The organism is Luteibacter sp. 3190 (genome assembly GCF_031456385.1).
GTDB lineage: Bacteria > Pseudomonadota > Gammaproteobacteria > Xanthomonadales > Rhodanobacteraceae > Luteibacter.
The window spans coordinates 1666823-1689699 of the sequence record NZ_JAVDUO010000001.1 but is presented as its reverse complement, the minus strand read 5'-3'; the positions used below and the strand labels follow the sequence as shown (position 1 = coordinate 1689699).

Genomic DNA, 22877 nt, shown 5'->3' with positions numbered 1-22877 from the left:
TCGCCACACTTGCAATCGCTACGTGCGCTGCGTAGGTTCGGCCGCATGGACCGCCATCCCGCCACGCTCCTGCGACGCATCGCCAGCACGTTCCTCGTGCTGATCGCGCTGTTCGTCGTGTGCGGCGGCGTGCAGGCCATGCCGTGTCCGTCGTCCCCGGCCAACGCGGAGACGCAGCACGAGGTGCTCCTCGCCGCGGCCGACGACGGTGTCGCGCCCGACGAGCAGGACGCCGTGCCGTCCCTCGAAGACAATACCGGCGGACTCGACGACACCTTCGACGTGCCGACCGAGCACGCGGTCGCCGTGTCGCACCTTATCGCCGTGCGTCCGCCGGGCATCGCTCCCGGCGCGCACGCGCACGCACCCAACGCCGAGCTTCGCCCTCCGATCGCCTGATCGAGCGGCCCGACCGTGCGCGTCCGCGCACGGTTTCCTTGCATCGCCTCATCCCCCGACGCCGGTCCTCGAGGACCGATCGTCCACGGGCGCCTGCGCCCGACCATCCCGCTTCCCCAACGAGGAATACACCATGGAACGTCTCATCCAGGGTTTCGATCACTTCCGCCGCCACATGACCGACGAGCAGCGCGACACCTTCGCGCGCCTCGCCTCCGGCCAGACGCCGCACACGATGTTCATCACCTGCGCCGACTCGCGCGTGATGCCTGAAATGATCTTCAACGCCCAGCCGGGCGACCTGTTCGTCTACCGTAACGTCGGCAACATCGTTCCGCCGTACGCGCAGCACGTCAGCGGCGTCGTCGCCGCCATCGAATACGCCGTGACGGCGCTGAAGGTGCAGCACATCGTGATCTGCGGCCATTCGGACTGCGGCGCGATGAAGGCCCTGCAGAATCCGGCGGCGCTCAAGGGCAAGCCGTCCGTCGAGCAGTGGCTGAAGCACGCCGACGTCGCCCGTTACGTCGTCGCCGAGAACCGCCCGACGATCCTGGGCGAAGAAGGTCTGCGTTACCTCACCGAGGAGAACGTCGTCGGCCAGCTGGAGCACATGCGTACCTTGCCGGCGGTCGCCGCCGCGATGGCCAACGGCAGCCTGCGCATCCATGGCTGGATCTACGACATCGCCAACACCGAAATCACCGCGTTCGATCCGCTGGAAGGCCGCTTCCGCCCGCTCCTCGCCGACGACGCGAACCACCCGGATGCCACCCCGCACGCGCGCTTCTCCACGCCGCTGCCGGTGGCGACGGCGGCCTGATCAAGGAACATCACGCCATGCGCGCTTACTTCTCCCAGGGCCTCTTTGGCCGCGACCTCCTCGGATCGGTGGTCGTTTTTCTTGTCGCACTGCCGCTATGCATGGGTATCGCGATCGCGTCGGGCATGCCGCCCAGCGCGGGACTGATCACCGGTATCGTCGGCGGCATCGTCGTGGGCGCCATCGCCGGCTCGCCGTTGCAGGTGAGCGGCCCCGCGGCGGGCCTCGCGGTCCTGGTCTTCGAACTCGTGCGCGAGCACGGCGTGGCCGCGCTCGGCCCCGTCGTGCTGCTGGCGGGCCTCATCCAGCTCGTCGCCGGCCTGTGCAAGGTCGGCGTCTGGTTCCGGATGACCTCGCCGGCCGTGGTGGCCGGCATGCTCTCGGGCATCGGCATCCTCATCGTCGCGTCGCAATCGCACGTGCTGCTCGACGCCATCCCGAAGGCACGCGGTCTCGAGAACTTCGCCGCGCTGCCGGCGGCGGCGTGGGAGTCGGTGACCGGCGCGGCGGAAGGGCAGGCGCCCGCGGCGTTGATGATCGGCCTGGGCACGATCGCGATCATGTTCTTCTGGGAAAAGCTTCGTCCGGCGAAGCTGCGCTTCGTTCCCGGTGCGCTGCTGGCCGTCGTGGCGATGACGGCGGCGGCGCAGTTCGGCGCGCTCGACGTCAAGCGGGTGGACGTGCCGGCCAACCTGTTCTCGGCGGTGTCGCTGCCGACGATGGGCAGCCTCTTCGGCCTGTTCGACTCGACCCTGCTGATCGCCGCCGTGACGTTCGCCTTCATCGCGAGCGCCGAGACGCTGCTGTCGGCGGCCGCGGTGGATCGCATGCACGACGGCGTGCGCACGAACTACGACCGTGAGCTGACGGCGCAGGGCGTGGGCAACCTGGTCTGCGGTTTCCTCGGCGCGCTGCCGATGACCGGCGTGATCGTGCGCAGCGCCGCCAACGTGCAGGCCGGCTCGGCCACGCGCATGGCGACGATCTACCACGGCGCCATGTTGCTGGCGTTCGTGATGCTGCTGCCGTGGCTGATGCGGATGACGCCGGTCTCGTGCCTCGCGGGCATCCTCGTGTTCACCGGCGTGAAGATGGTGAACCCGAAGCAGATCAAGGATCTCGCGGCTTACGGCAAGGGCACGGCCGCGGTGTACGTCGCCACGACCGTCGCCATCGTCGCCACCGATCTGCTCACGGGCGTGATCGTCGGCTTTGGCCTGTCACTGCTGCGCCTCGCCTTGCTCTCGTCGAAACTGAAGATGGATGTCACGCACCACGACGAGCCGGGTACGGCGACGCTGCATCTCGAAGGCTCGGCCACGTTCCTGAAAGTGCCGACGATGGCCCGCACGCTGGAGGCGATCCCGCCGAACACGCGTCTGTCGGTGATGATGGATCGACTGCATCACGTCGATCAGGCGTCCCTGGAACTGCTCCGCGAGTGGGGCCGGAACGCGTCGAAGCGTGGTTGCGAACTGATCGTCGACTGGCAGGAGCTCGGCCGACGCGTGGAAGGCGCGCGACGGGCGGCCTGACGGCCGCCCGTCCTCCCTCATCTGTTGGAGCGGACCTGGCCGCGACAGCCCTTCGCGATGAGCAACAGGTCCTGCTGCCGATCGCGAAAAGCCGTCGCGGCCAGGTCCGCTCCCACAGTGCGTCGTCGCGGCCAGGTCGGCTCCCACAGCGGGTCGTCGCGGTCAGGAGGCTTTCGTCTTGTGCCGGTAGGCGCACAGGTCGACGATCGCGCAGGTCGGGCATTCCGGCTTGCGCGCCTTGCACACGTAACGGCCGTGCAGGATCAGCCAGTGGTGGGCATCCTGGATGAACTCCTTCGGGATGACCTTCTCGAGCTTGTCCTCGACCTTGCGGACGTCCGGGCCGGGCGCGAGCCCGGTGCGGTTCGCGACGCGGAAGATGTGCGTGTCGACGGCGATGGTCGGCTGGCCGAACGCGGTATTGAGAACCACGTTGGCCGTCTTGCGGCCGACACCAGGCAGTTCCTCGAGCGCCTCGCGCGTCGTCGGTACCTCGCCGGCGTAGCGGTCGACGAGGATCTGGCTCATGGCGATGAGGTTCTTCGCCTTGTTGTTGTAGAGGCCGATCGTGCTGATGTAGCCCTTGAGCTTCTCGAGGCCGAGATCGAGGATCTTTTGCGGCGTGTTCGCCACGGGGAACAGCTTGCGCGTGGCCTTGTTCACGCCGACGTCCGTGGCCTGCGCGGATAGCGCCACGGCCGCCAGCAGTTCGAACGGGGTCGTGTATTCCAGCTCCGTTTTCGGATGCGGGTTGAGTTCGCGCAGGCGCGTGAACATCTCGACGATGTCGGCCTTCTTCACGTCGGATCCTTCTTCTTCGCTTTCGCCCGCGCGAGCGCTTCGAGTACGGCGTTTCGCGCGGTCGGCGCCGCGACGTCGGCCTTGCTGGCGGCCAGCTGGCGTTCGCGTTGTTCGCGATCGTGGGCGAGGCGGCGCTCGCGACGCTGGAAGCGCGTGCGCGCGGCGTCGGCGTGCGCCTTGTCGCCGGCCTGCGCCAGCGGCATCGGGTCGAGCGCGATGCAGTCGACGGGGCAGGCGGGCACGCAGAGCTCGCAGCCGGTACAGAGATCGGCGATCACCGTGTGCATCTGTTTCGACGCGCCGACGATCGCGTCGACGGGGCAGGCCTGGATGCACTTCGTGCAGCCGATGCAGTCGGCTTCGACCACGCGTGCGAGCGTGCGTGGCTTTTCGATGCCGCGCGAGGTATCGAGCGGTATCGCCGGACGGCCGAGCAGGGCGGCCAGCCGGGCGATGCCGAGCGCACCACCTGGCGGGCAGCGGTCGATCGCCGCCTCGCCGGCGGCGATCGCCTCCGCATACGGGCGGCACCCGTGGAAACCGCATTGCTCGCACTGCGTCTGCGGCAGGAGATCGTCGATGCGGTCGGCGAGCGTTGGCGTCATGGCTGGCGCGTGCCGGGGAGGGAAATCAGCGGACGGTCGCGCCCGGCGCCGCGCCCTGGTCGGCATCGAGCAGGAACAGGTCGCTGCCGCCGTCGCCGGCCGACAGCACCATGCCTTCCGAGATGCCGAAACGCATCTTGCGCGGGGCGAGGTTGGCGATGAAGACGACGTTGCGGCCGACAAGCTTCTCCGGCTCGCCATAGGCGGCGCGGATGCCCGAGAAGATCTGGCGCGTGCCGAGCGGACCGGCATCGAGTTCGAAGCGCAGCAGCTTGTCGGAGCCTTCGACGAACTCGCAGGCGACCACCTTGCCGACGCGCAGGTCGAGCTTCGCGAAGTCGTCGATGGAAATGGTGGCGGTGTCGGTCGTGGCGTCGGTCATCGGCTTCGGTGCTTCTTTGGATTTCTTGGAGGGTTTGGTTTCCGCGGCGACGGCTTTGGCCTGTTCCGCCGGCGAGAGGGATTCCTTCGACGCGTCGACCATGGCGTCGATCCTCTTCGGATCGAGGCGGCCGAACAGCGGCGAGAACGCGTTGACGGTATGGCCGAAGAGCTCGCGGCGCGCGTCGTCGAAGCCGGTGATCGGTGCCGCGAGGAAGGCCTCGGCGGCGGCGACCGTGATCGGCAGGATCGGCTTGAGCAGGCCCGAGAGCAGCCGGAACGCGTTGATGGCGAACGTGCACACCTGCTGCAGCTCGTCGCGGCGGGCCTCGTCCTTCGCGATCACCCACGGCGCCTTCGCGGCGATGTAGCCGTTGACGGCGTCAGCCATCGCGACGAACCGGCGCGAGACCTCGGCGAACTCGTCCGCCTCGTACACCGCCTCGATGCCGTCGTACTGCGCGAGCAGCTCCTTCCAGAGCGCGGTCGCCTCGACGTCGAAACGGGTGGCGAGCGTGCCGCCGAAGTGCGTGTGCAGGAAACCCGCGGTGCGGCTGGCGATGTTCGCCCACTTGCCCACGAGGTGCGAGTTGACGCGCTCCTCGAACGACTTCAGGTCGAGGTCGACGTCGACCGGCTGGGGCCCGAGCATGGTGGCGAAGTAGTAGCGCAGCGCTTCCGGATCGAGCCCCGCGTCGAGGTACGTGCGGGCCTGGATGAACGTGCCGCGCGATTTCGACATCTTCGCGCCGTTGACGGTGAGGTACCCGTTGACGTGCAGCGCGGTGGGCGTGCGCATACCCGCGCCGTGCAGCATCGCCGGCCAGAACAGGCCGTGGAAGTTGATGATGTCCTTGCCGACGAAGTGGTGCATCTCGGCGGTGCTGTCGGTGCCGAGGAAATCGTCGAAGCGCAGGCCCGTGCGCTCGCACAGGGCCTTGAACGAGGCGAGGTAGCCGACGGGCGCGTCGAGCCACACGTAGAAGAACTTGCCCGGCGCGTCGGGGATCGGAAACCCGAAATACGGCGCGTCGCGCGAGATGTCCCAGTCGCGCAGTCCACCGTCGAGCCACTCCGCGAGTTTGGCGGACACGCCGCTGTTCGCGACCGGCTTGCCGTTCGTCAGCTTGCCGGCGAACCAGTCGCGCAGCAGGGTCTCGAACTTGCCGAGCTCGAAGAAGTAGTGCTCCGAATCGCGCAGGACGGGCGTGGCACCCGACATCACCGAGTACGGATTGACGAGGTCGGTCGGCGCGTAGGTGGCGCCGCAGTTCTCGCAGTTGTCGCCGTACTGGTCGGGCGTGCCGCAGTTCGGACAGGTGCCCTTGATGTAGCGATCCGGCAGGAACATGTCGCGCTCGGGATCGTACAGCTGCTGGATGTCGCGGCGGGCGATGTAGCCGGCGTCGCGCAGGCGCGTGTAGATCGCCGTCGCGAGATCCTGGTTCTCGGGCGAGTGCGTGGTGTGGTACTGGTCGTAGCTGAAGTGGAAGTCGGTGAAGTCGGCTTCGTGACCGGCGCGGATCCCCGCGATGTAGTCTTCGGGCGACTTTCCGACCTTTTCGGCCGCGAGCATGATCGGCGTGCCGTGGGCGTCCTCGCCGGCGACGTACCACACCTCGTTGCCCTGCATTCGCTGCGCGCGCGCCCAGATATCGGCCTGGATGTAGCCGAGCATGTGGCCCAGGTGGAGCGGGCCGTTGGCGTAGGGAAGGGCGTTGGTGACGAGGATGCGGCGGGCCATGATTCGCACGGTCGGCTTATGGACCGCGGATTATGGCATGGCCGGCCGGCGCCGGGCCGCCGTTCGGGCGGCCCGCGTCGGTCCCGCGGGACTGGGGCTTATTCCGCCCGCACCCACTCCTGGCTGCGGCCGATGAGCGAGAAGCCGATGTAGCCGTGGACGTCCAGCTTCTTGCCGCCGTCTTCCAGCTTGATCGTGACCTTGTAGATCTTGCCCTTGGCCGGATCGAGGATCTGGCCGCCGGACCATTCGTCGCCGTCCTTCTTCAGGCCCCACATGATGGTCATGCCTTCGATGGGCTTGTCCTTGCGCTCGCCCGAGCACTCGGTGCACTTCGGATGCGGGCCGTGATCCGACTTGAGCACCTGGAGCACCTTGCCCTCCAGCAGCCCGCCGTTCTCGGTGATCTCGACGATCGACTTCACCTCGTGGGTCTTGTCGTCGATGGTCTTCCACTTGCCGACCGGCGTGGTGCTGTCGGCCAGGGCGGGGAGGGCGCTCGCGGCCAGCGCGAGGGCGAGGGTGGTACGGATCAGGTGCTTCATAGGCGTCGCGTTCCCCATACGGTCAGGTACGGCCGGAGCCTGACGAGCGGCGGGGCGGGCGTCAAGCTGCAATGCGCCAGACCGCCGTCCGCTTCCCACGAGGCGGTGGGAGGTTGAGGTGGCATAATGGGCGATCTTCGATTTTCCTCACGTCTCCCAATGACCCAGGCCAGCGAAACCCTCGTCCGCGGCATCCTCGACCGCGTCCTCGATCCCCATTCGGGCCAGCCGCTCGGCGCCGCCGTGCGCGCCGTGGGCGTGGACGGCGACCGCGTGTCGGTCGACATCCAGCTCGGCTACCCGGCCGCCGGTTACGTCGAACAGGCCGCCGCCGAGGCGCGGGCCGCGCTCGAAGCCGATCCGGCCATCGCCGCCGCCGCGGTCTCCGTGAGCTGGCGCGTCCACGCGCACAAGGTGCAGGGCCAGCTGGCGCCGCAGCCCGGCGTCAAGAACATCGTCGCCGTCGCCTCGGGCAAGGGCGGGGTCGGCAAGTCCACGCTCTCGGTGAACCTCGCGCTGGCGCTGGCCGCCGAAGGTGCGAAGGTCGGCATCCTCGATGCCGACATCTATGGCCCGAGCCAGCAGCGCATGCTCGGCCTCAGCGGCAAGCCCGCGTCGCCGGACGGCAAGAGCATCGAGCCGATGCGCGCGCACGGTCTGCAGGCCATGTCGATCGGCGTCCTCATCGAAGAGGACACGCCGATGATCTGGCGCGGCCCCATGGTCACCCAGGCGCTGATGCAGCTGCTCAACGACACGCGCTGGGACGACCTCGACTACCTGATCATCGACCTGCCGCCCGGCACGGGGGACATCCAACTCACGTTGTCGCAGAAGGTCCCGGTGTCGGGCGCCGTCATCGTCACGACGCCGCAGGACATCGCGCTGCTCGACGCCCGCAAGGCGCTGGGCATGTTCCGCAAGGTGGAGGTGCCCGTGCTCGGCGTGGTCGAGAACATGGCGACCCACATCTGCTCGAACTGCGGGCACGAGGAGCACATCTTCGGCCAGGGCGGCGGCGCGCGCATGGCGGCGGACGCGGGCATCGCGTACCTCGGCGACCTGCCGCTCGACATCCGCATCCGCGAGCAGGCCGACCAGGGCAACCCGACCGTCGTCGCGATGCCGGAGTCCGACCTCGCGGCGCGCTACCGTTCGATCGCCCGGCACACGGCGGCGAAACTGTCGCTGCAGGCCCGCAACAAGGCGATTTCGTTCCCCAAGATCGTCATCCAGAACACGTAAGCACACGCCGGCTGGCACGTTCGCCGACGTTCCTATACCTTTCCGGCTCCAGCGAGGGAGACCCAAGTGAGCATCAAGTCCGACAAGTGGATCCGCCGCATGGCCGAGCAGCACGGCATGATCGAGCCGTTCGCCCCCGGCCAGGTCAAGGAGCGCGACGGCCACCGGCTCGTGTCGTACGGCACGTCCAGCTACGGCTACGACGTCCGCTGCGCCGACGAATTCAAGGTGTTCACCAACATCAACTCGACGATCGTCGACCCGAAGGCGTTCGACGAACGCAGCTTCGTCGACATCAAGTCCGATGTCTGCATCATCCCGCCGAACTCGTTCGCGCTGGCGCGCACCGTCGAGTACTTCCGCATTCCCCGCAAGGTGCTGACGATCTGCCTCGGCAAGAGCACGTACGCGCGTTGCGGCATCATCGTGAACGTGACGCCGCTCGAGCCGGAATGGGAAGGCCACGTCACGCTCGAGTTCTCGAACACGACGCCGCTGCCCGCGAAGATCTACGCCAACGAGGGCGTGGCGCAGATGCTCTTCCTCGAGTCCGACGAGGAGTGCGAAGTGTCGTACGCCGACCGTGGCGGCAAGTACCAGGGCCAGCGCGGCGTCACGCTGCCGAGCACCTGAACGGCCTTCACGTCTCCGCCGCGCGCGACACGTCCACGCGGTAGACTCGCCCCTTTCCACGCCTCACCCGATCCACGGAGACACCGCATGATCCGAGTTCCCACCCTGATGGCCCGCGCCGCCGCGGCGATCCTCCTCGCCAGCATGCTGGTGCTCGCCGGCTGCCACCGTGGCGCCTCGAAGTCCGACCCCGCCGTGGCGACGCAGGGCCAGTTCGATTACACGATCAAGGCGTACAAGAGCGGTCAGTTCCTGGTCGACGGCGCCGTGCTTTCCGCCGCCGACACGGGCAGCCACTTCGCCTACCTGAAGGACCAGGGCAAGCTGCCGAAAACGGTCCTGGTGCTGCCGAGCGACGACTCGAAGATCCGCGACAACCACCTCGGCTTCATGGCCCGCATGCAGCTGGATTACGGCTTCACCGTGTACTACGACAAGAAGGGCGAGCTCGTGCGCCTGAACGCGGTGGAAGAGAACGCCCGCCAGCTGGAAGACACCCCGCACAAGGCGGCGCTGCCGGATCGCATGCAGGGTAAGGAAGCCTCGAGCGGCGCTTACGACCCGCAGACGCAGCAGTAAGAAAGCGCGCAAGCGCTTCTGTAGGAGCGAGCCCTGCTCGCGACATCTCTCGCGGGAGGCGACAGGCCCTCGCAAGGATGCCGCGGCAGGGTTCGGTCGTTTCAGGCCCTGCGAGGCCCGGCTCCGCACCGTATCGCCGATACGATCGGCTCCCACCCTCCGGTAGCAGGCCTGCGGCAAGCCACCTACCGAAGAGGTGGGAGCCGATCGCATCGGCGATCCCGCGCAGCGGGCACCCTCGCGATAGGCCACCTACCGAAGGGGTGGGAGCCGATCGCATCGGCGATCCCGCGCAGCGGGCCCACCGCGAAAGCGCACGGCTCAGGCCTCGATACCCAATCCAGCGCGCAAAGCTTCCACGAGCCGCTCCGCCACACCGTCCGCATAAGGCTCCGCGGTCCCCGAGCCCCAAACCGGCCCCGGCCACGCCGCGTCGCCTTCGCGACGGGCGACGACATGCACGTGCAGCTGCCGGACGACGTTGCCCAGCGCGCCCACGTTGAGCTTGTCGCACGGGGCTGACGCACGAAGCGCCGCCGCCGCCTCGTCCACTTCCCGCCAGAGCCGGGCGCGATCGTCGGCCGGCAGGTCGGCGATCTCCACCAGCCCGTGCCGACGAGGCACAAGAACGAGCCACGCGAAACGCGCGTCGCGCATCAAAAGGACGCGGCACAAGGCGAGGTCGCCGACGACGAGGGTGTCGCCGGCGAGTCGCGGATCGAGGTCGAACGGAGCGCTCACGCGAGCTCGCGGGCGAAGAACGCCAGGGTGCGTTCCCAGGCCAGCTTCGCGCTCGGTTCGTCGTAGCTGGCGCGCACGTCGCAGTTGAAACCGTGATCGGCGGGGTAGACCCAGGTGTCCATCTCCGGCTTCAGCTCGCGGTGCTTTTCGACCATGTCCGGCGGGATCGAATGGTCGCGCTCGCCGAAGTGGAAGATCACGTTGGCCTTCGCCGGCTCGGTCAGGAACGGCACGTTGCGCGAGCCGTAGTAGCTCGACGAGGGCAGGCCGTGACGGAGCGCAGCCAGCATGGCGACGGTGCCGCCCCAGCAGTATCCGACGGTTCCGACCTTCACCTTGTAGTTGTCCGCCAGGTACTTCGCGGCGATGACGCTGTCGTCCGTGGGGCGACGCAGCCCGAGTTCGGCCACGCATTTCAGACCCTTGGTCATGCCCTCCTGGTCGTAGCCCGTCTCGACGCCCTTCTCGATCGGGTCGAACAGGGCCGGGGCGATGGCGACGTAGCCCTCGGCGGCGAAGCGGTCGGCGACGCTGCGGATGTGCGCGTTGACGCCGAAGATCTCCTGGATCACCACGATGCCGCCCCGGGGCGTGCCGGCCGGCTCGGCGAGGTACGCGTCCATGTCTTCGTGCGGCCGGGAGGTATCGAGATTCAGGGTGCGACCCATGGGGAAACTCCGTGTGGGGAAAAAGTCCGACAAGGGTAACCGGACGAGGCTGTCGGTGGTCTTACGGACGCCTCGCCGGCCCCGACCGGCCCGACCGGCTATAATGCGCGGTTTCCCCTCCCCGGTACCCACGGCAATGTCCCAGGCCGCTCCCAAAGTCGGTTTCGTCAGCCTCGGCTGTCCGAAGGCGCTCGTCGACTCCGAACGCATCCTCACGCAGCTCAAGGTCGAGGGCTACGAGATCGTGCCGAGCTATGGCGAGGCCGACGCCGTCGTGGTCAACACCTGTGGCTTCATCGATTCGGCGGTGCAGGAATCGCTGGACGCGATCGGCGAGGCGCTGCACGAGAACGGCAAGGTGATCGTCACCGGCTGCCTCGGCAAGCGCCAGGAGCTGATCCGCGAAAGCTACCCCGACGTGCTGGCGATCAGCGGTCCGCAGGATTACGCGAGCGTGATGAGCGCCGTGCACACGGCGATCCCGCCGACGCGCAACAAGTTCCTCGACCTCGTGCCGGACACGGGCGTCAAGCTCACGCCGAAGCACTACGCGTACCTGAAGATTTCGGAAGGCTGCAACCACCGTTGCAGCTTCTGCATCATCCCGTCGATGCGCGGCGATCTCGTCAGCCGCCCGGTCGACCAGGTGCTGATGGAAGCCGAGCGCCTCGTTCGCGGCGGCGTGAAGGAGCTGCTCGTGATCTCGCAGGACACCAGCGCCTACGGCGTCGACGTCCGCTACGCCGAACACACGTGGCGCGAGAAGGCGTATCGCACGCGCATGACCGAGCTCTGCGAAGGCCTGTCCGAGCTCGGCGCGTGGACGCGCCTGCACTACGTCTACCCGTATCCGCACGTCGACGAGATCATGCCGCTCATGGCGGATGGCAAGATCCTGCCGTACCTCGACATCCCGTTCCAGCACGCGAGCCCGCGCATCCTCAAGCTGATGAAGCGCCCGGGCAACGTCGACAAGACACTCGAGCGCGTGCAGAACTGGCGCCGCCAGGTGCCGGACCTCACGATCCGCAGCACCTTCATCGTCGGCTTCCCCGGCGAGACGGACCAGGAGTTCCAGGAACTGCTCGATTTCCTTCGTGAAGCCGAGCTCGATCGCGTCGGCGCGTTCGCCTATTCGCCGGTGGACGGTGCGAAGGCGAACGACCTTCCGGGGCAGATCGACGAGGAACTGAAGGAAGATCGCCTCGAGCAGTTCATGGCGGTTCAGGCGGAGATCTCCGCCGCGAAACTGCAGCGCAAGGTCGGGCGCACGATCAAGGTGCTGGTCGACGAGATCGACACGGATGGTGCATGGGGACGCTCCAGCGCCGACGCGCCGGAAATCGACGGCGCCGTGCGCATCGACGACGGTCAGCTGCTGAAGCCCGGCCAGTTCGTCGACGTGGTCGTCGAAGACGCCGACGCTCACGATCTTTACGGCCGCCTGGCCTGATCCCATGCGCTACGTGGCGCCGACCCGCGAGGCGCTCGACCGGCGCGTCCTCGCGTCGCCGCCGCTGTCGCACTGGTCCGGCTACGCGGCCTTCGTCGAAGGCGACGCGTGGCCGGATGTCGACGCGCTCAACGCGTGCTGGAGCGGCGAGTCGCGCCATCGTTTCGTGACGCAGGACAAGGCGTTGCTTGCCGACGGACTGCATTACGAGGAGCGCATCGCGAAACGCGGTGCGATCGCCACGCGGCCGCGCAACTGGCACGACCTCTTCAACGCGTTCGTGTGGCTGCGGCACGGGCCGCTCAAGCGCGCGCTGAACGCGCGGCAGGTCGCCGAGATCGCGATCATGGGCCCGCGCGAGCGTTCGCGTCCGCAATGCGCGCTCACGCATTTCGACGAGGCCGGGATGGTGGTGAGCCTGCGCGATCCGGCGATGCTGGCGGCGTGGGACACCCACGACTGGCACGCGTTGTTCTGGACCTTCCGCGACGCGTGGCTGCGTGGCGACGCGCGCGTGGAGGTGTTCGGCCACGCGCTGCTCGAGCACGCGCTCACGCCGGGCAAGCTACTCGTCGGCAAGGCGCTCGTGGTGATGGGGCAGGGCGATGCGCTGGCACGATGCGCGGAGGCGATCGCCTCGGGCGCCATCCTCAACGATCCGCTGGAGCTGCGGCCGCTGCCGGTGTCGGGCGTTCCCGGCTGGCATCCGGACACCGGCGACGAGGCGTTCTACACCACGGCACCCTGTTTCCAGCCGCTGCGCGCGGGGCGGGTGTATCCCGCGCCGCTGTAGCGGTGAGGCGAGCACCCATCGCCGATACGATCGGCTCCCACCCCTTCGGTAGGCAAGGCTTTCGGCCGACCGGTGGGAGCCGATCGGCCCGACCCGTCAGACCAGCCCGTGATCGCGCACGTAGTCGCCCAGCAGGCTGTCGTGGTCGACGCCGAGCTTGCGCATCGCGTCGCGCTTCTGGCGGCTGATGGTCTTGACCGACTTGCCCTCGCTATCGGCGATCTGCTGCAGCGAGCGGCCGGCGACGAACTGGCGGATCACCTCGGTCTCGCGCGGCGACAGCGCGGCGCCGGGCATGGCCTCGGAGACCTCGTCGGCCTCGTTGAGGATGTCGAGCAGCGTCTCGCTCAGGTACGTCTCGCCGTCCACCACGGCACGCGCCGCGGTGGCCAGTTCGTCCATCGGCGCGCGTTTGTCGACGATGCCCAGCACGCCGCGATTGAGCATGGACTGCAGGGCCGCCGGACGGTTGATCATCGTCAGCACCACGACCGCGAGGTTCGGGTACTGCTTCACGATGGTGTCGAGCAAGGCGAATCCGTCGTCCTGACGGTCGCTCGGCATGAGAAAATCCGTAATGACGACGTCGCACTCGCGATCGGCCAGCAGGGCCAGGAGCTCGTCCGCGGCCTTCGCCTTGCCGACCACGTCGATGTTGGCGTTCTGCAACGCCAGCGCGCCGCCGACGAGAACCAGCGGATGATCGTCGGCCAGAATGACCCTGAGTGCCTTGGATGGCATGCCTCGTGTTCTCCTTACTGCGTTTGCGGACCAGCGTACTCCGCCCGATTATGCCCACGAAGCTTTCCCTTACGAAGCCCACGAAGTGATCCGACGCATCCTGCTGTTAATTCTGACGACCCTCGCGCTGCCCGTCGCGGCCGCGCCTGAGACGCCGCTCCCGCGCGCGGACGTCGAATGGCTTCGGCACCACCCGGTGCTGACCGTCGGGGCGTACCGGGAGGGCTATCCACCGTTCGAGGAGCTGCGCGACGGGGAACTGGAGGGCCTGGGCCCGGACTACCTGCGCCAGATCGCGGGAGAGCTGGGCGTGACGCTGCAGACGCGGGTCTACGCGACCTGGCCCGAGCTGCTGGCGGGCCTCGCCCGGGGGGAAATCGACGTGGCGACCTCCGTCACGCCGCTGGAGGCCGGGATGCCGGGCATCCGCATCGGCGCCACCTACTTCGAATCCCTGCCATCGCTGGTGGAGCGGGCCGACGCGCCGATCATCCATCGGCCGGGCGACCTGCGCGGCAAGCGCCTCGCCGTGCACACGGGCTACTTCGACCTCGCGGCACTGCGCCGGGAATTGCCGGAAACGACGCTGGTGGAGACGCATTCCACGGCGGACGCCCTGGCCCGCGTACGTTCCGGCGACGTCACGGCCTACATCGACAATCCGTTTTCGGCGCGCGAGTTCGTCTCGCGCGCCGGTCTGGAGCAGGAGCTGCGGGTCGGGGCGCCCCTGGCGCTGCCGATCAGCGCGCTGGCCTTCGCCGTGCCCGCGAACGCCGCGCCGCTGGGCGACGCGATCGACCATGCCCTGCGTGAACTGACGGCCGCCGACCACGGGCGTCTGCGCGCCCGCTGGGTCGGGCGCGAGATCGCCCCTCGCCCGCGCGAAACGGACATTCCGCTCAGCGAGAAGGAAAAGGCTTACCTGAAGGCGTTGCCGCCGCTGCGCCTCGGCGTCGACCCGAGCTACGCCCCCTTCAGCCTGCTCTCCGGGCAGGGCGAGGCCGAGGGACTGGCGCTCGACTACGTGCGCGAGATCGCCGCCGAGTTGGGCTTGCGGCTGACGCAGGTACCCAGCGAGAACTGGTCGGGCACCGTCGAGCGCGTGCGCAAGGGCGACGTCGATCTCGTCGCGGCCATCAACAACCCACAGAGCGCGACCTCGCCGTTCCTCGAACCGAGCGTCCCCTACCTCGATTTCCCGATCATGATCGTGACGCGCGAAGGCGCGCCCACCATCGCCGGCAGCGACGACCTGTCGGGCAAGCGGGTCCTCGGCAACGTCACGCGCGAGCCCATCCGGCGCCTGCTCGCTCGCGTTCCGGGTGTGCACGTGATTCCGGTTGATACGGAGTTCGAAGGCATGCGTCGCCTCGCGGCGGGCGAGGGCGACGCGTTCGTCGGCAACCTCGCCTCCGTGGACTACCACATACGCGAGGCCTTCCTCGGACAGCTGAAGGTCGCCGCGCCGACCGGCGACACCGAAGCCATCGCGATCGGTGTCCGTCGGGACCTCGCGCCGCTGCTGCCGCTGATCAACCGTGTGCTGGTGAACCTCTCCACCCATCGCCAGCAGGAGATCCGCAACACGTGGTTCGCCGCGCACTACGTCGTGGGCCCGACCTGGCGTGAAGTGGCTGGCCGCGTCCTTCCCTTCGTGCTCGTGCTGCTGATTTCGCTCGTGGCGATCAGCTACGCCTATCTCAATCTTCGCCGCGAGACCCGGCGGCGCGAACGCACCGAGCGGCGTCTCGCCGAGGTCACCGCGCACGTGCCCGCCGTCGTCTACGAGGCGGTGCGCGGTACCGATGGCGCCTACACGATGACCTATGTCGGCGGCGACCCGCTGAGCATCCTGGGCCTGGAGCCCGGCACGCTGCTCGCGGGCGACGCGACGATGCTGGCGCCTGTCGCCGACGACGATCGCGAGCGGCTTCGCGACGCGTTCGAGCGCTCGGCGCGCGAGCTCACGCCGCTGCACGTGACCGTGCGGGCGCAGGTCGGCGGACGCGTGCGTTACCTCAGTTCCGACGCCGTGCCGCTGGCCGCCGCCGACGGCAGCGTGCGCTGGAACGGCTACTGGGTCGACGTGACGACGCAGGAACTCGCCTCTCGTGGCGTCGCGCACGCGCGCGACGAAGCCGAAGCGGCGACACGCGCGAAGAGCGACTTCCTCGCGACGATCAGCCACGAGATCCGCACGCCGATGAACGGCGTGATCGGCCTGCTCGACGTGCTCGAGCGCACGCCGCTCGACGCCCGGCAGCGCAAGATGGTCTCCACCATCGAGCATTCCGCCGAAGCGCTGCTGCACATCCTCGACGACGTGCTCGACTTCTCGAAGATCGAGGCCGGTCATCTCGCGCTCGATCCGCAGCCCGCCGATCCCCGGGCGATCGTCGAGGGGGCGGTCGCCATCATGGAGGCGCAGGCGGAGGCGAAGGGTCTGGCGTTGCGCAGCGACATCGACGCGGCGCTCGCACCGGCGGTGATCGTCGACGATGGCCGCCTGCGCCAGGTGCTGCTCAACCTGCTCGGCAACGCGATCAAGTTCACCGCTTCGGGCGAGGTGCGCGTGGGTGTCCACGTGGACGAGCGACATGGCGGGCGCCAGCGCGTCCGCATCGTGGTCGCCGACACCGGCATCGGCATCCACGCGGCCAAGCTGCGCCACGTCTTCGCGCCATTCAGTCAGGCCGAATCGTCCACCACGCGCCGCTTCGGCGGCACCGGACTGGGCCTGAGCATCGCGCGGCGCCTGATCGAGCGCATGGGCGGTCATATCGCCATCGAAAGCGAGCCGGGGCGGGGCACGTCGGTGACCGTGACACTGGAGCTTCCCGTGGCCGATGCCGCGAGCGTGCCGCGCCAGCCCGAGGCACTGGACGTGACGCCGCCCGTGCACGCGCCGCACCCGGCGCGCATCCTGCTCGCCGAGGACCATCCGGTGAACCAGGAGCTGGTGCGCGTGCAGCTGGCGATGCGCGGCTTCCAGTGCGACATCGTCGACGACGGCGTCGCCGCGCTGGAAGCCCTGGACGAAAAGGCATACGACCTGCTGCTCGTCGATTGCCACATGCCGCGCATGGACGGCTACGAGCTCGCGCGCGAGGTGCGCCGGCGTGAAGCCGGCACCGGGCGCCATCTGCCGATCGTCGCGATGACGGCGGACGCGCGCGCCGATCAACGCGAGGTCTGCCTCGACGCCGGCATGGACGACCTCCTGCGCAAGCCCATCCGGCTCGACGCGTTCCACCTCGCGCTGACGCGCTGGCTTACACCGGTGCGCGACGACGTGCCGTCCGTCGACATGGAACGCCTGCGCCGCGCGTTCGGCTCCGACGAGAACATCGTCAGCGTGATCGGCGCCGGCGTGGAAGCGACGCGCGCGGCGCTGGCGCGGTTGCCCGAGGTGCTCGATCGCGCCGATGCCGGCGAGGTCGCGGGATGGATCCATCACATCCTCGGCGGTATCAACGTGTTCGGCCATTCGGACGTCGGCGAACGCGGCGAACGGATGGAACTCGCGCTGCGGGACGGCGGCGAGGTCGATCTCGTGGCGGTGGACGCGTTCGCGGCCGACGTCGCGACGTTCGCGGACGGCCTGGAACGGCTGTCGCGGAGGATGGTTGCACGATGACTCGGGAGGAGCCCACTCTCTCCCGGTCGATGTGGATCAGTACTCGACGGCGACCACGGCGAACCGCGTCCTGCCGCCGGGCAGGTCCGCCTCGAACTCGTCGTCGATGCGCTTCTTCAGTACCGCGCGTGCCATCGGCGAGTCGATGCTGATCCAGCCCTTGCGGGCGTCGGTCTCGTCGGGGCCGACGATGCGATAGCGCACCGTCTCGCCGGACTCGACGTTCTCCAGCTCCATCGTGGCGCCGAAGAACACCGCGTCGCGCTGCGACGGGGCGGCCTCGACCACCTTCAGCACGGGAATGCGCTTGCTCAGGTAGCGCGCGCGGCGATCGATCTCGCCAAGCTGCTTCTTGCGGTACGTGTACTCGGCGTTCTCGGAGCGATCGCCTTCCGCGGCCGCCGCGGCGAGGGCCTTGACCACCTCGGGCCGCACGGTGTGCCACAGATGATCGAGCTCGGCCTTGAGGCGCTCGAATCCTTCGCGCGTGATGATCGCCGTGGAGGAGGGCGATGGCGGACGCCAGCGGCTCATGGTGCCACCGTGCGTGCGCCGTCGAGGCTCGCGAGCAACGCTTCGATATCCACGCCCAGCGGATGGCCGGGATGTTCCGCCAGGAGACGCCGTGCGATGGCCTTCGCTTCATCGGCCTGCCCGAGGCGTTCGTGCATGCGCGCGGCGAGCAGTCCGTAGTGCGGCGCGCCGATGTCCTGCGGCCACGTGCGCACGTAGCCTTCCGCGAGGTGCAGCGCCAGTCGCGTCATGCCGCCGTGCGCCGCCGTGTCGGCCAGTGGGCCGCAGGTGACGGTCGCGTCGGGCAGGAAGGCCGGATCGATGCCGATGCAATCCTGCACCACCCCGAGGGCGCGGCGCGTTTCGCGCGCGACGACGAGGGCGGCGATCCAGATCTGCCCGTGCACCAGCAGTTCGGGCAGGCGGTCCTGCGCGCGAAGCAGTTCGCGGTAGCGCGCGTGCATCGCGGCGGGCGCGAAACCTTCGCGCAGGCGTTCGGTCAGGATGTCGGTGGCGGCCGGCACGTCGTCGCGCGCGATCAGGTTGGCGTGCGCCAGCAGCGCCTGATCGTCGTCGGGCTCCATGAGTGCCGCGATCTCGACCGAGGCGGGCTGGTACCCGAGCGCTTCGTGCTTGTGGTGGATCAGCGCGCCCATCAGGTGGAAGTTGTACAAGGTGAGGTAGTTCGCCACGGCGTAATAGCCCAGCGTACCGAAAAACGTCGGGCCGTGATCGGCCATCGCGTACTGCGCGGCGGCCTGCAGCAGGCTGCTCGCCAGCACCATCGCGAAGAGCATGACATAGCTGGCGCCGAGGCGGCGCACGGCCTCGAACCAGGTGAGCGGATTCAGCGCGGCGCCCACGCCGTCGAACGCGAGCGACATCGTGATCACCGGCAACACGAACGCGAACAGCAGCGCCACGGCGAGGCCGGGGACGCCGAACAGGATCGGCGCGAGCACGGCGAACGCGTTGCCGGTGAGCTGGATGAGGATCAGCGCGACGCTGGTGCCGTCGCCGCCGTTCACGGCGAGCTCCGGCGGATCGGCGTAGCCGTCGGCCGTGTGCCGAAGGCATTCGAACGCGTAGGTGTACAGCGCGACCCACCCGATGGCGACCACCAGCAGCTTCAGGCCGGTGATGGGAAGGAACGCGATCGCCTCGAACAGCGTGATCGCGCCAATCGTGTAGGGCGCGGCGCCGCGCATCGGATAGCGCCAGCCGGTGCGGACGCGCTCGGCGAATGGCGTGGCCGCGTCGGCGAGTTCGTGTCGCGGCATGTTCAGCGCTTTCCGCCGAAGATGCCGCCGAGGATGCCGCGCACGATCTGCTGGCCGACGCGCGAGCCCGCGGTCCGCACCATGGATTTGGCCATCGTCTCGATCATGCCTTGCCGGCGTTTCGTGCCGAACACGGCATCGCGCACCACGCCGCCCCAGCCGGAGTCTTCGTCGGTACCCGCGGCGGATCCGCGCCCCGACGGCACGGGAGGCGCGTCGGCCGTGTTCTTTTCCGCCGCGCGGGCGGCGAGGCGTTCCTCGGCGGATTCGCGGTTGACCGATGTATCGTACTTGCCTCCGACCGGCGATCTCGCGCGGACCGTCGCGCGTTCGTCCGGCGTGATCGCACCGATGCGGCAGGTCGGCGTGGACACGAGCACCTTCTGCACCGGTGACGGCACGCCGCCATCGCCCAGCGTGGACGCGAGCGCCTCGCCGGTGCCGAGCGTGCCGATGGCTTCCGTCACGTCGAGCTTCGGATTGCGCGCGAAGGTTTCGGCCGCGGCCTTCACCGCCTTCTGGTCGCGCGGCGTGAACGCGCGCAGCGCGTGCTGCACGCGGTTGCCAAGCTGGCCGAGGATGTCACCGGGCACGTCGTCGGGATTCTGCGAGCAGAAGTAGACTCCGACACCCTTCGAACGGATCAGGCGCACGACCTGTTCCACGCGCTGGCGCAGCGCCGCGGGCGCGTCGTCGAACAGCAGGTGCGCTTCGTCGAAGAAGAACACCATCTTCGGCACGTCGAGATCGCCGACCTCGGGCAGCTGCTCGAACAGTTCCGAGAGCAGCCAGAGCAGGAAGGTCGAATACAGTCGTGGCTTGAGGATCAGCGTGTCGGCCGCCAGCACGCTGATGACGCCGTGGCCGCTCATGTCCTGGCGCATCAGGTCGGCCAGCTCCAGCGCCGGCTCGCCGAAGAAGGCGTCGGCGCCGTCCTGCTCCAGCTTCAGCAGCGAGCGCTGTATGGCGGCGACGCTCTGCGGGCTGATCAGGCCGTAGCGCGCGGAGATGTCCTTGGCGTGATCGGCGGCGAAGCCGAGCATGGCGCGAAGGTCCGCCAGATCGAGCAGCAGCAGGCCCTCGTCGTCGGCGACGCGGAAGATCACTTCCATGACGCCTTCCTGCGTGTCGTTGAGCTCGAGGATGCGCGAGAGCAGCGTGGGGCCCATCTCGGACACCGTGGCCCGCACGGGGTGACCGGACTTGCCGTAGATGTCCCAGAAGATCACCGGATTCGCCTGCGGCTTCCAGTCGGCGAGGCCGAGGCGGGCGAGGCGCGCGGCGAGCTTGTCGGAAGGCGCGCCGGCCGCCTGGGAAAGGCCGGCGAGGTCGCCCTTGGCATCGGCGAGGAAGCAGGGCACGCCGAGCCGCGAAAAGCCTTCGGCGAGCAGCATCAGGCTGACCGACTTTCCGGTGCCGGTCGCGCCGGCGATCATGCCGTGCCGGTTTCCGTAGCGGGCATCGAGTTCGACGGCCGTCGCTTCGTTGCGTCCCACGAGGATGCTCGCCATGAGTTTTCGTCCTTAAGAAAATGCTGAACAAGTCTACGCAACGGCTCGCCGTTGCGGGAGTTTTTTCGCCGTAGCGCTTGAGTCCGCAGGCCCCCGGCGGTAACGTGGCCCGCATTGTCCGACCCCGAGTAAGTTCATGCCCGTCCGCGTCCCGCGTTCCCTTCTGCTGCTGCCCCTGGCGATCCTCGCGGGTTGCGCTTCCTCCGGTGGTTCGCCCCGGCCCGGAAAGGCCACGCCGGAGGTGAATGCGTTGTACGACCGGATGAACCAGGCGAGCAAGGGGTACGAGGCCTCCATCGACCAGGCTCGCCGGGGCGATACGCCCGCGGCGGACCGCAGCCGCAAGCAGGCGCTGGATCAACTCAAGGACGCGTCGGCCCGTTGCGCGCTGACACCCGGCTGCGACCAGCAGCGCTTCGCCGCCGTGTTCGATCGCCTCCTGCGTCTGAAGGACGGCAGCTTCATCGAGGGCGAGGACGCCGACGACACGGAGCAGGGCGCCGAAGTGGGCGCGCAGCCCGGCGACGCGCAGGGTTCGGTGGTGCTGGGTGCTCTGCCGCAGGCGCAGCGCAGCGTCACGATGCTCAAGGGCCAGCAGTTCTCCGACCTCATGGTGATGAACGGTCCGGTCAAGGCCGCGCTCGAGATGTGGCTGACGCAGCTGCGCCCGAACCTCATGGACGCCTACGTCAACTACCAGATGATGCGCTACAAGATGTGGCCGGCGTACAAGAAGGCCGACCTGCCCGAGGCGCTGCTCTTCGGCATCATGGCGAAGGAGTCCGGCGGCAAGGTGCACGCGGTGTCGCGTTCCGGCGCGTCGGGCCCGCTCCAGTTCATGTACGCGACCGGCCTGCGCTTCGGCCTGTCCAATTCGGACGGCTTCGACCAGCGCTTCGATCCCACGATGGCCGCGCAGGCGAACGCCGAATACATCGACGAACAGCTCGGCGCCTTCAACAACAACCTCGAACTCACGCTCGCCGCGTACAACGGCGGCGAGGGCCGCATGCGGCGCATCGCTGCGACCAGTCCGGGTGCGAGCTTCTACGATCCGCAGATCTACGGGCAGATGTCGGCCGAGACGCGCGACTACGTCCCGATGGTGCTGGCGGCCGCCTGGCTGTTCCTGCATCCGGACAGCTATCACCTGACCTGGCCCAAGGTGGACGGCGAAGCCGGCCAGATCGTGCTGAAGCGGCCCGCGTCGCTCAGCGAGCTGACGGTGTGCCTGGGTTCCGCGCAGGGCATGCCCCAGGGCTGGTTCCGCACCCTCCGGAACCTCAACCCGCGGCTCGACCCGCAGGTGACGCAACCCGTGGGCGCGCGGCTGGAAGTGCCCAAGCAGCTCGAAAAGGCGTATGCGACCAGCTGCACCGACGGCCCCTGGCCGATCCTCGCCAGCGATCTGCACAACGCGGTGAAGATCGTCGCACCGCCGCCGCCGGCGTCGACCTCGGCCGCGCTGGCGAACGGGTCGCCGTCGCCGGCCGCGAAGCCGTCGTCGAGCGCGTCGAAGAGCTACACGGTTCGCCGCGGCGACACGCTCGTCAGCATCGCGCGCAAGAGCAATTGCGCCGACGTCGAGGACATCGCCCGCATGAACGGCCTCAAGGGCCACCAGCTCAAGGTGGGGCAGGCACTGCGCGTGCCCGTGTGTCGCTAGGAGGCGTTACGCCACCGCCTGCGGTTGGCTCATCCACGCGGCGGCGGGGTCACGTCGTTCCGCCGCCGAGAGCTCCTTGATCTGGCGCATCAGGCGCAGGATCTGCCGGTGCAGGTCTTCCATGCCCGGACGACGCGCATCGAGCGTCTCGTGATAGACGGACGCGATCCACAGCGCGACGCCGCGCGTGGCGATCAGCGGGTTGTCGGAGCGCGCCTTGCCCAGCCCGATATCGGGGCCATGGCCGTAGGTGCTGTAGCGTTCTTCCGGCGGGGTGCCGTAGAGGTGGGGGAAATCGCAGGCGGAGGCCTGCTCCATCTCCCGGCGGACCAGCTGCTGCAGATCGGCATGGGCGCGCACGGGCAGTGCGAGCACGACGCGTTCAATGTCGGCGAGCTGCCGGCGGAGGCGGATTTCGCGGTTGACGGCGATGAGATGACTGACCAGACGCATGGACGACTTCCCCTAGTACGGATGCTTCGATCGGACCGATCGCCTTTCCCCGGGAGGCGATGGTCGACGAAGAATACGCTGGCCATGCGTCAAATGTAAGACGTTTTCGTCACATTGTGACGCGGGCGGTC

At 68.5% G+C, this 22877-nt stretch carries 21 protein-coding genes; 10 read left to right on the top strand and 11 right to left on the bottom strand.

What is annotated here, in order from left to right; genetic code table 11:
* Positions 1 to 45 precede the first annotated feature (45 nt).
* The 3 genes from J2X58_RS07640 (at position 46) to J2X58_RS07630 (ending at position 2757) form a co-directional block, all read left to right on the top strand.
* Positions 46 to 399: a hypothetical protein gene (locus J2X58_RS07640; protein ID WP_310047364.1), complete on the top strand. Its 354-nt coding sequence runs from the start codon at positions 46 to 48 to the stop codon at positions 397 to 399.
* Positions 400 to 532: 133 nt separating this feature from the next.
* The gene (locus tag J2X58_RS07635; RefSeq protein WP_090052770.1) at positions 533 to 1222 is read left to right on the top strand and encodes a carbonic anhydrase; all 690 of its coding nucleotides are present in this window, start codon (positions 533 to 535) and stop codon (positions 1220 to 1222) included.
* A gap of 17 nt (positions 1223 to 1239) precedes the next feature.
* Positions 1240 to 2757 (top strand): SulP family inorganic anion transporter, encoded by a 1518-nt coding sequence (locus J2X58_RS07630; RefSeq protein ID WP_310047363.1) that lies wholly within the window; start codon positions 1240 to 1242, stop codon positions 2755 to 2757.
* Positions 2758 to 2919: 162 nt separating this feature from the next.
* Here J2X58_RS07630 and nth read toward each other — a convergent pair whose 3' ends face one another.
* The 4 genes from nth to J2X58_RS07610 all read right to left on the bottom strand — a co-directional run bounded on the left by nth (position 2920) and on the right by J2X58_RS07610 (position 6833).
* Entirely contained in the window at positions 2920 to 3534 is a 615-nt protein-coding gene (gene nth, locus J2X58_RS07625) for an endonuclease III (RefSeq protein ID WP_310047902.1), read from the bottom strand.
* A 20-nt stretch (positions 3535 to 3554) separates the two neighbouring features.
* Positions 3555 to 4163, bottom strand: a complete 609-nt coding sequence (gene rsxB / locus J2X58_RS07620; RefSeq protein ID WP_310047361.1) for an electron transport complex subunit RsxB — start codon at positions 4161 to 4163, stop codon at positions 3555 to 3557.
* A 25-nt stretch (positions 4164 to 4188) separates the two neighbouring features.
* Entirely contained in the window at positions 4189 to 6288 is a 2100-nt protein-coding gene (gene metG, locus J2X58_RS07615; protein WP_310047359.1) for a methionine--tRNA ligase, read from the bottom strand.
* A gap of 98 nt (positions 6289 to 6386) precedes the next feature.
* Complete coding sequence (locus tag J2X58_RS07610; protein ID WP_090175869.1) at positions 6387 to 6833, bottom strand: DUF2147 domain-containing protein; 447 nt, start codon at positions 6831 to 6833, stop codon at positions 6387 to 6389.
* A 159-nt stretch (positions 6834 to 6992) separates the two neighbouring features.
* Between J2X58_RS07610 and apbC the strand changes: the two genes are divergently transcribed.
* From apbC to J2X58_RS07595, 3 genes are all read left to right on the top strand, one after another.
* On the top strand, positions 6993 to 8078 hold the full coding sequence (gene apbC / locus J2X58_RS07605) for an iron-sulfur cluster carrier protein ApbC (protein ID WP_310047356.1): 1086 nt from the start codon (positions 6993 to 6995) through the stop codon (positions 8076 to 8078).
* A 66-nt stretch (positions 8079 to 8144) separates the two neighbouring features.
* Positions 8145 to 8711, top strand: coding sequence for a dCTP deaminase (gene dcd / locus J2X58_RS07600; protein WP_090052782.1), 567 nt, complete (start codon positions 8145 to 8147; stop codon positions 8709 to 8711).
* Between the two features lie 87 nt (positions 8712 to 8798).
* Complete coding sequence (locus tag J2X58_RS07595; RefSeq protein ID WP_090175865.1) at positions 8799 to 9290, top strand: hypothetical protein; 492 nt, start codon at positions 8799 to 8801, stop codon at positions 9288 to 9290.
* 321 nt (positions 9291 to 9611) lie between these two features.
* Here the strand turns inward: J2X58_RS07595 and J2X58_RS07590 are convergent, their stop codons facing one another.
* A complete protein-coding gene (locus J2X58_RS07590; protein ID WP_310047353.1) occupies positions 9612 to 10031 on the bottom strand; it encodes an HIT family protein in 420 nt (139 codons plus the stop codon).
* The gene (locus tag J2X58_RS07585) at positions 10028 to 10699 is read right to left on the bottom strand and encodes a dienelactone hydrolase family protein (RefSeq protein ID WP_310047351.1); all 672 of its coding nucleotides are present in this window, start codon (positions 10697 to 10699) and stop codon (positions 10028 to 10030) included. The genes J2X58_RS07590 and J2X58_RS07585 overlap by 4 nt, the downstream gene beginning before the upstream one ends.
* Positions 10700 to 10835: 136 nt before the next feature.
* On the opposite strand from J2X58_RS07585, the gene rimO reads away from it, so the two are divergent.
* Positions 10836 to 12152 carry a 30S ribosomal protein S12 methylthiotransferase RimO gene (gene rimO / locus J2X58_RS07580; RefSeq protein ID WP_310047349.1) on the top strand — a complete coding sequence of 439 codons (1317 nt, stop codon included), beginning with the start codon at positions 10836 to 10838 and terminating at the stop codon, positions 12150 to 12152.
* A 4-nt stretch (positions 12153 to 12156) separates the two neighbouring features.
* Positions 12157 to 12945, top strand: a complete 789-nt coding sequence (locus tag J2X58_RS07575) for a DUF3025 domain-containing protein (RefSeq protein ID WP_090052787.1) — start codon at positions 12157 to 12159, stop codon at positions 12943 to 12945.
* A 96-nt stretch (positions 12946 to 13041) separates the two neighbouring features.
* On the opposite strand, the gene J2X58_RS07570 is transcribed toward J2X58_RS07575, so the two are convergent.
* On the bottom strand, positions 13042 to 13686 hold the full coding sequence (locus J2X58_RS07570) for a response regulator (RefSeq protein ID WP_090052789.1): 645 nt from the start codon (positions 13684 to 13686) through the stop codon (positions 13042 to 13044).
* A gap of 85 nt (positions 13687 to 13771) precedes the next feature.
* Between J2X58_RS07570 and J2X58_RS07565 the strand changes: the two genes are divergently transcribed.
* Complete coding sequence (locus J2X58_RS07565; RefSeq protein ID WP_310047348.1) at positions 13772 to 17323, top strand: transporter substrate-binding domain-containing protein; 3552 nt, start codon at positions 13772 to 13774, stop codon at positions 17321 to 17323.
* Positions 17324 to 17359: 36 nt separating this feature from the next.
* Here the strand turns inward: J2X58_RS07565 and greB are convergent, their stop codons facing one another.
* From greB to J2X58_RS07550, 3 genes are read right to left on the bottom strand one after another with little or no spacing between them, the layout of a single operon-like run.
* Positions 17360 to 17857, bottom strand: a complete 498-nt coding sequence (gene greB / locus J2X58_RS07560; protein WP_090052793.1) for a transcription elongation factor GreB — start codon at positions 17855 to 17857, stop codon at positions 17360 to 17362.
* Positions 17854 to 19116: a DUF4013 domain-containing protein gene (locus J2X58_RS07555; protein ID WP_310047345.1), complete on the bottom strand. Its 1263-nt coding sequence runs from the start codon at positions 19114 to 19116 to the stop codon at positions 17854 to 17856. Before J2X58_RS07555 ends, greB begins: the two co-directional genes overlap by 4 nt.
* 2 nt (positions 19117 to 19118) lie before the next feature.
* A complete protein-coding gene (locus J2X58_RS07550) occupies positions 19119 to 20627 on the bottom strand; it encodes a helicase HerA-like domain-containing protein (protein ID WP_310047344.1) in 1509 nt (502 codons plus the stop codon).
* A 136-nt stretch (positions 20628 to 20763) separates the two neighbouring features.
* Between J2X58_RS07550 and J2X58_RS07545 the strand changes: the two genes are divergently transcribed.
* Positions 20764 to 22293 (top strand): transglycosylase SLT domain-containing protein, encoded by a 1530-nt coding sequence (locus J2X58_RS07545; protein WP_090052799.1) that lies wholly within the window; start codon positions 20764 to 20766, stop codon positions 22291 to 22293.
* Positions 22294 to 22299: 6 nt separating this feature from the next.
* Here J2X58_RS07545 and J2X58_RS07540 read toward each other — a convergent pair whose 3' ends face one another.
* Positions 22300 to 22746, bottom strand: coding sequence for a hypothetical protein (locus tag J2X58_RS07540; RefSeq protein WP_310047343.1), 447 nt, complete (start codon positions 22744 to 22746; stop codon positions 22300 to 22302).
* Positions 22747 to 22877 lie beyond the last annotated feature (131 nt).

Bases quoted from the DNA above. Each gene is read 5' to 3' on its own strand.
- J2X58_RS07640 (WP_310047364.1), top strand. From the start codon at position 46: ATGGACCGCCATCCCGCCACGCTCCTGCGACGCATCGCCAGCACGTTC.
- J2X58_RS07635 (WP_090052770.1), top strand. From the start codon at position 533: ATGGAACGTCTCATCCAGGGTTTCGATCACTTCCGCCGCCACATGACC.
- J2X58_RS07630 (WP_310047363.1), top strand. From the start codon at position 1,240: ATGCGCGCTTACTTCTCCCAGGGCCTCTTTGGCCGCGACCTCCTCGGA.
- nth (WP_310047902.1), bottom strand. From the start codon at position 3,534: ATGTTCACGCGCCTGCGCGAACTCAACCCGCATCCGAAAACGGAGCTG.
- rsxB (WP_310047361.1), bottom strand. From the start codon at position 4,163: ATGACGCCAACGCTCGCCGACCGCATCGACGATCTCCTGCCGCAGACG.
- metG (WP_310047359.1), bottom strand. From the start codon at position 6,288: ATGGCCCGCCGCATCCTCGTCACCAACGCCCTTCCCTACGCCAACGGC.
- J2X58_RS07610 (WP_090175869.1), bottom strand. From the start codon at position 6,833: ATGAAGCACCTGATCCGTACCACCCTCGCCCTCGCGCTGGCCGCGAGC.
- apbC (WP_310047356.1), top strand. From the start codon at position 6,993: ATGACCCAGGCCAGCGAAACCCTCGTCCGCGGCATCCTCGACCGCGTC.
- J2X58_RS07595 (WP_090175865.1), top strand. From the start codon at position 8,799: ATGATCCGAGTTCCCACCCTGATGGCCCGCGCCGCCGCGGCGATCCTC.
- J2X58_RS07585 (WP_310047351.1), bottom strand. From the start codon at position 10,699: ATGGGTCGCACCCTGAATCTCGATACCTCCCGGCCGCACGAAGACATG.
- rimO (WP_310047349.1), top strand. From the start codon at position 10,836: ATGTCCCAGGCCGCTCCCAAAGTCGGTTTCGTCAGCCTCGGCTGTCCG.
- J2X58_RS07575 (WP_090052787.1), top strand. From the start codon at position 12,157: ATGCGCTACGTGGCGCCGACCCGCGAGGCGCTCGACCGGCGCGTCCTC.
- J2X58_RS07570 (WP_090052789.1), bottom strand. From the start codon at position 13,686: ATGCCATCCAAGGCACTCAGGGTCATTCTGGCCGACGATCATCCGCTG.
- greB (WP_090052793.1), bottom strand. From the start codon at position 17,857: ATGAGCCGCTGGCGTCCGCCATCGCCCTCCTCCACGGCGATCATCACG.
- J2X58_RS07555 (WP_310047345.1), bottom strand. From the start codon at position 19,116: ATGCCGCGACACGAACTCGCCGACGCGGCCACGCCATTCGCCGAGCGC.
- J2X58_RS07550 (WP_310047344.1), bottom strand. From the start codon at position 20,627: ATGGCGAGCATCCTCGTGGGACGCAACGAAGCGACGGCCGTCGAACTC.
- J2X58_RS07545 (WP_090052799.1), top strand. From the start codon at position 20,764: ATGCCCGTCCGCGTCCCGCGTTCCCTTCTGCTGCTGCCCCTGGCGATC.
- J2X58_RS07540 (WP_310047343.1), bottom strand. From the start codon at position 22,746: ATGCGTCTGGTCAGTCATCTCATCGCCGTCAACCGCGAAATCCGCCTC.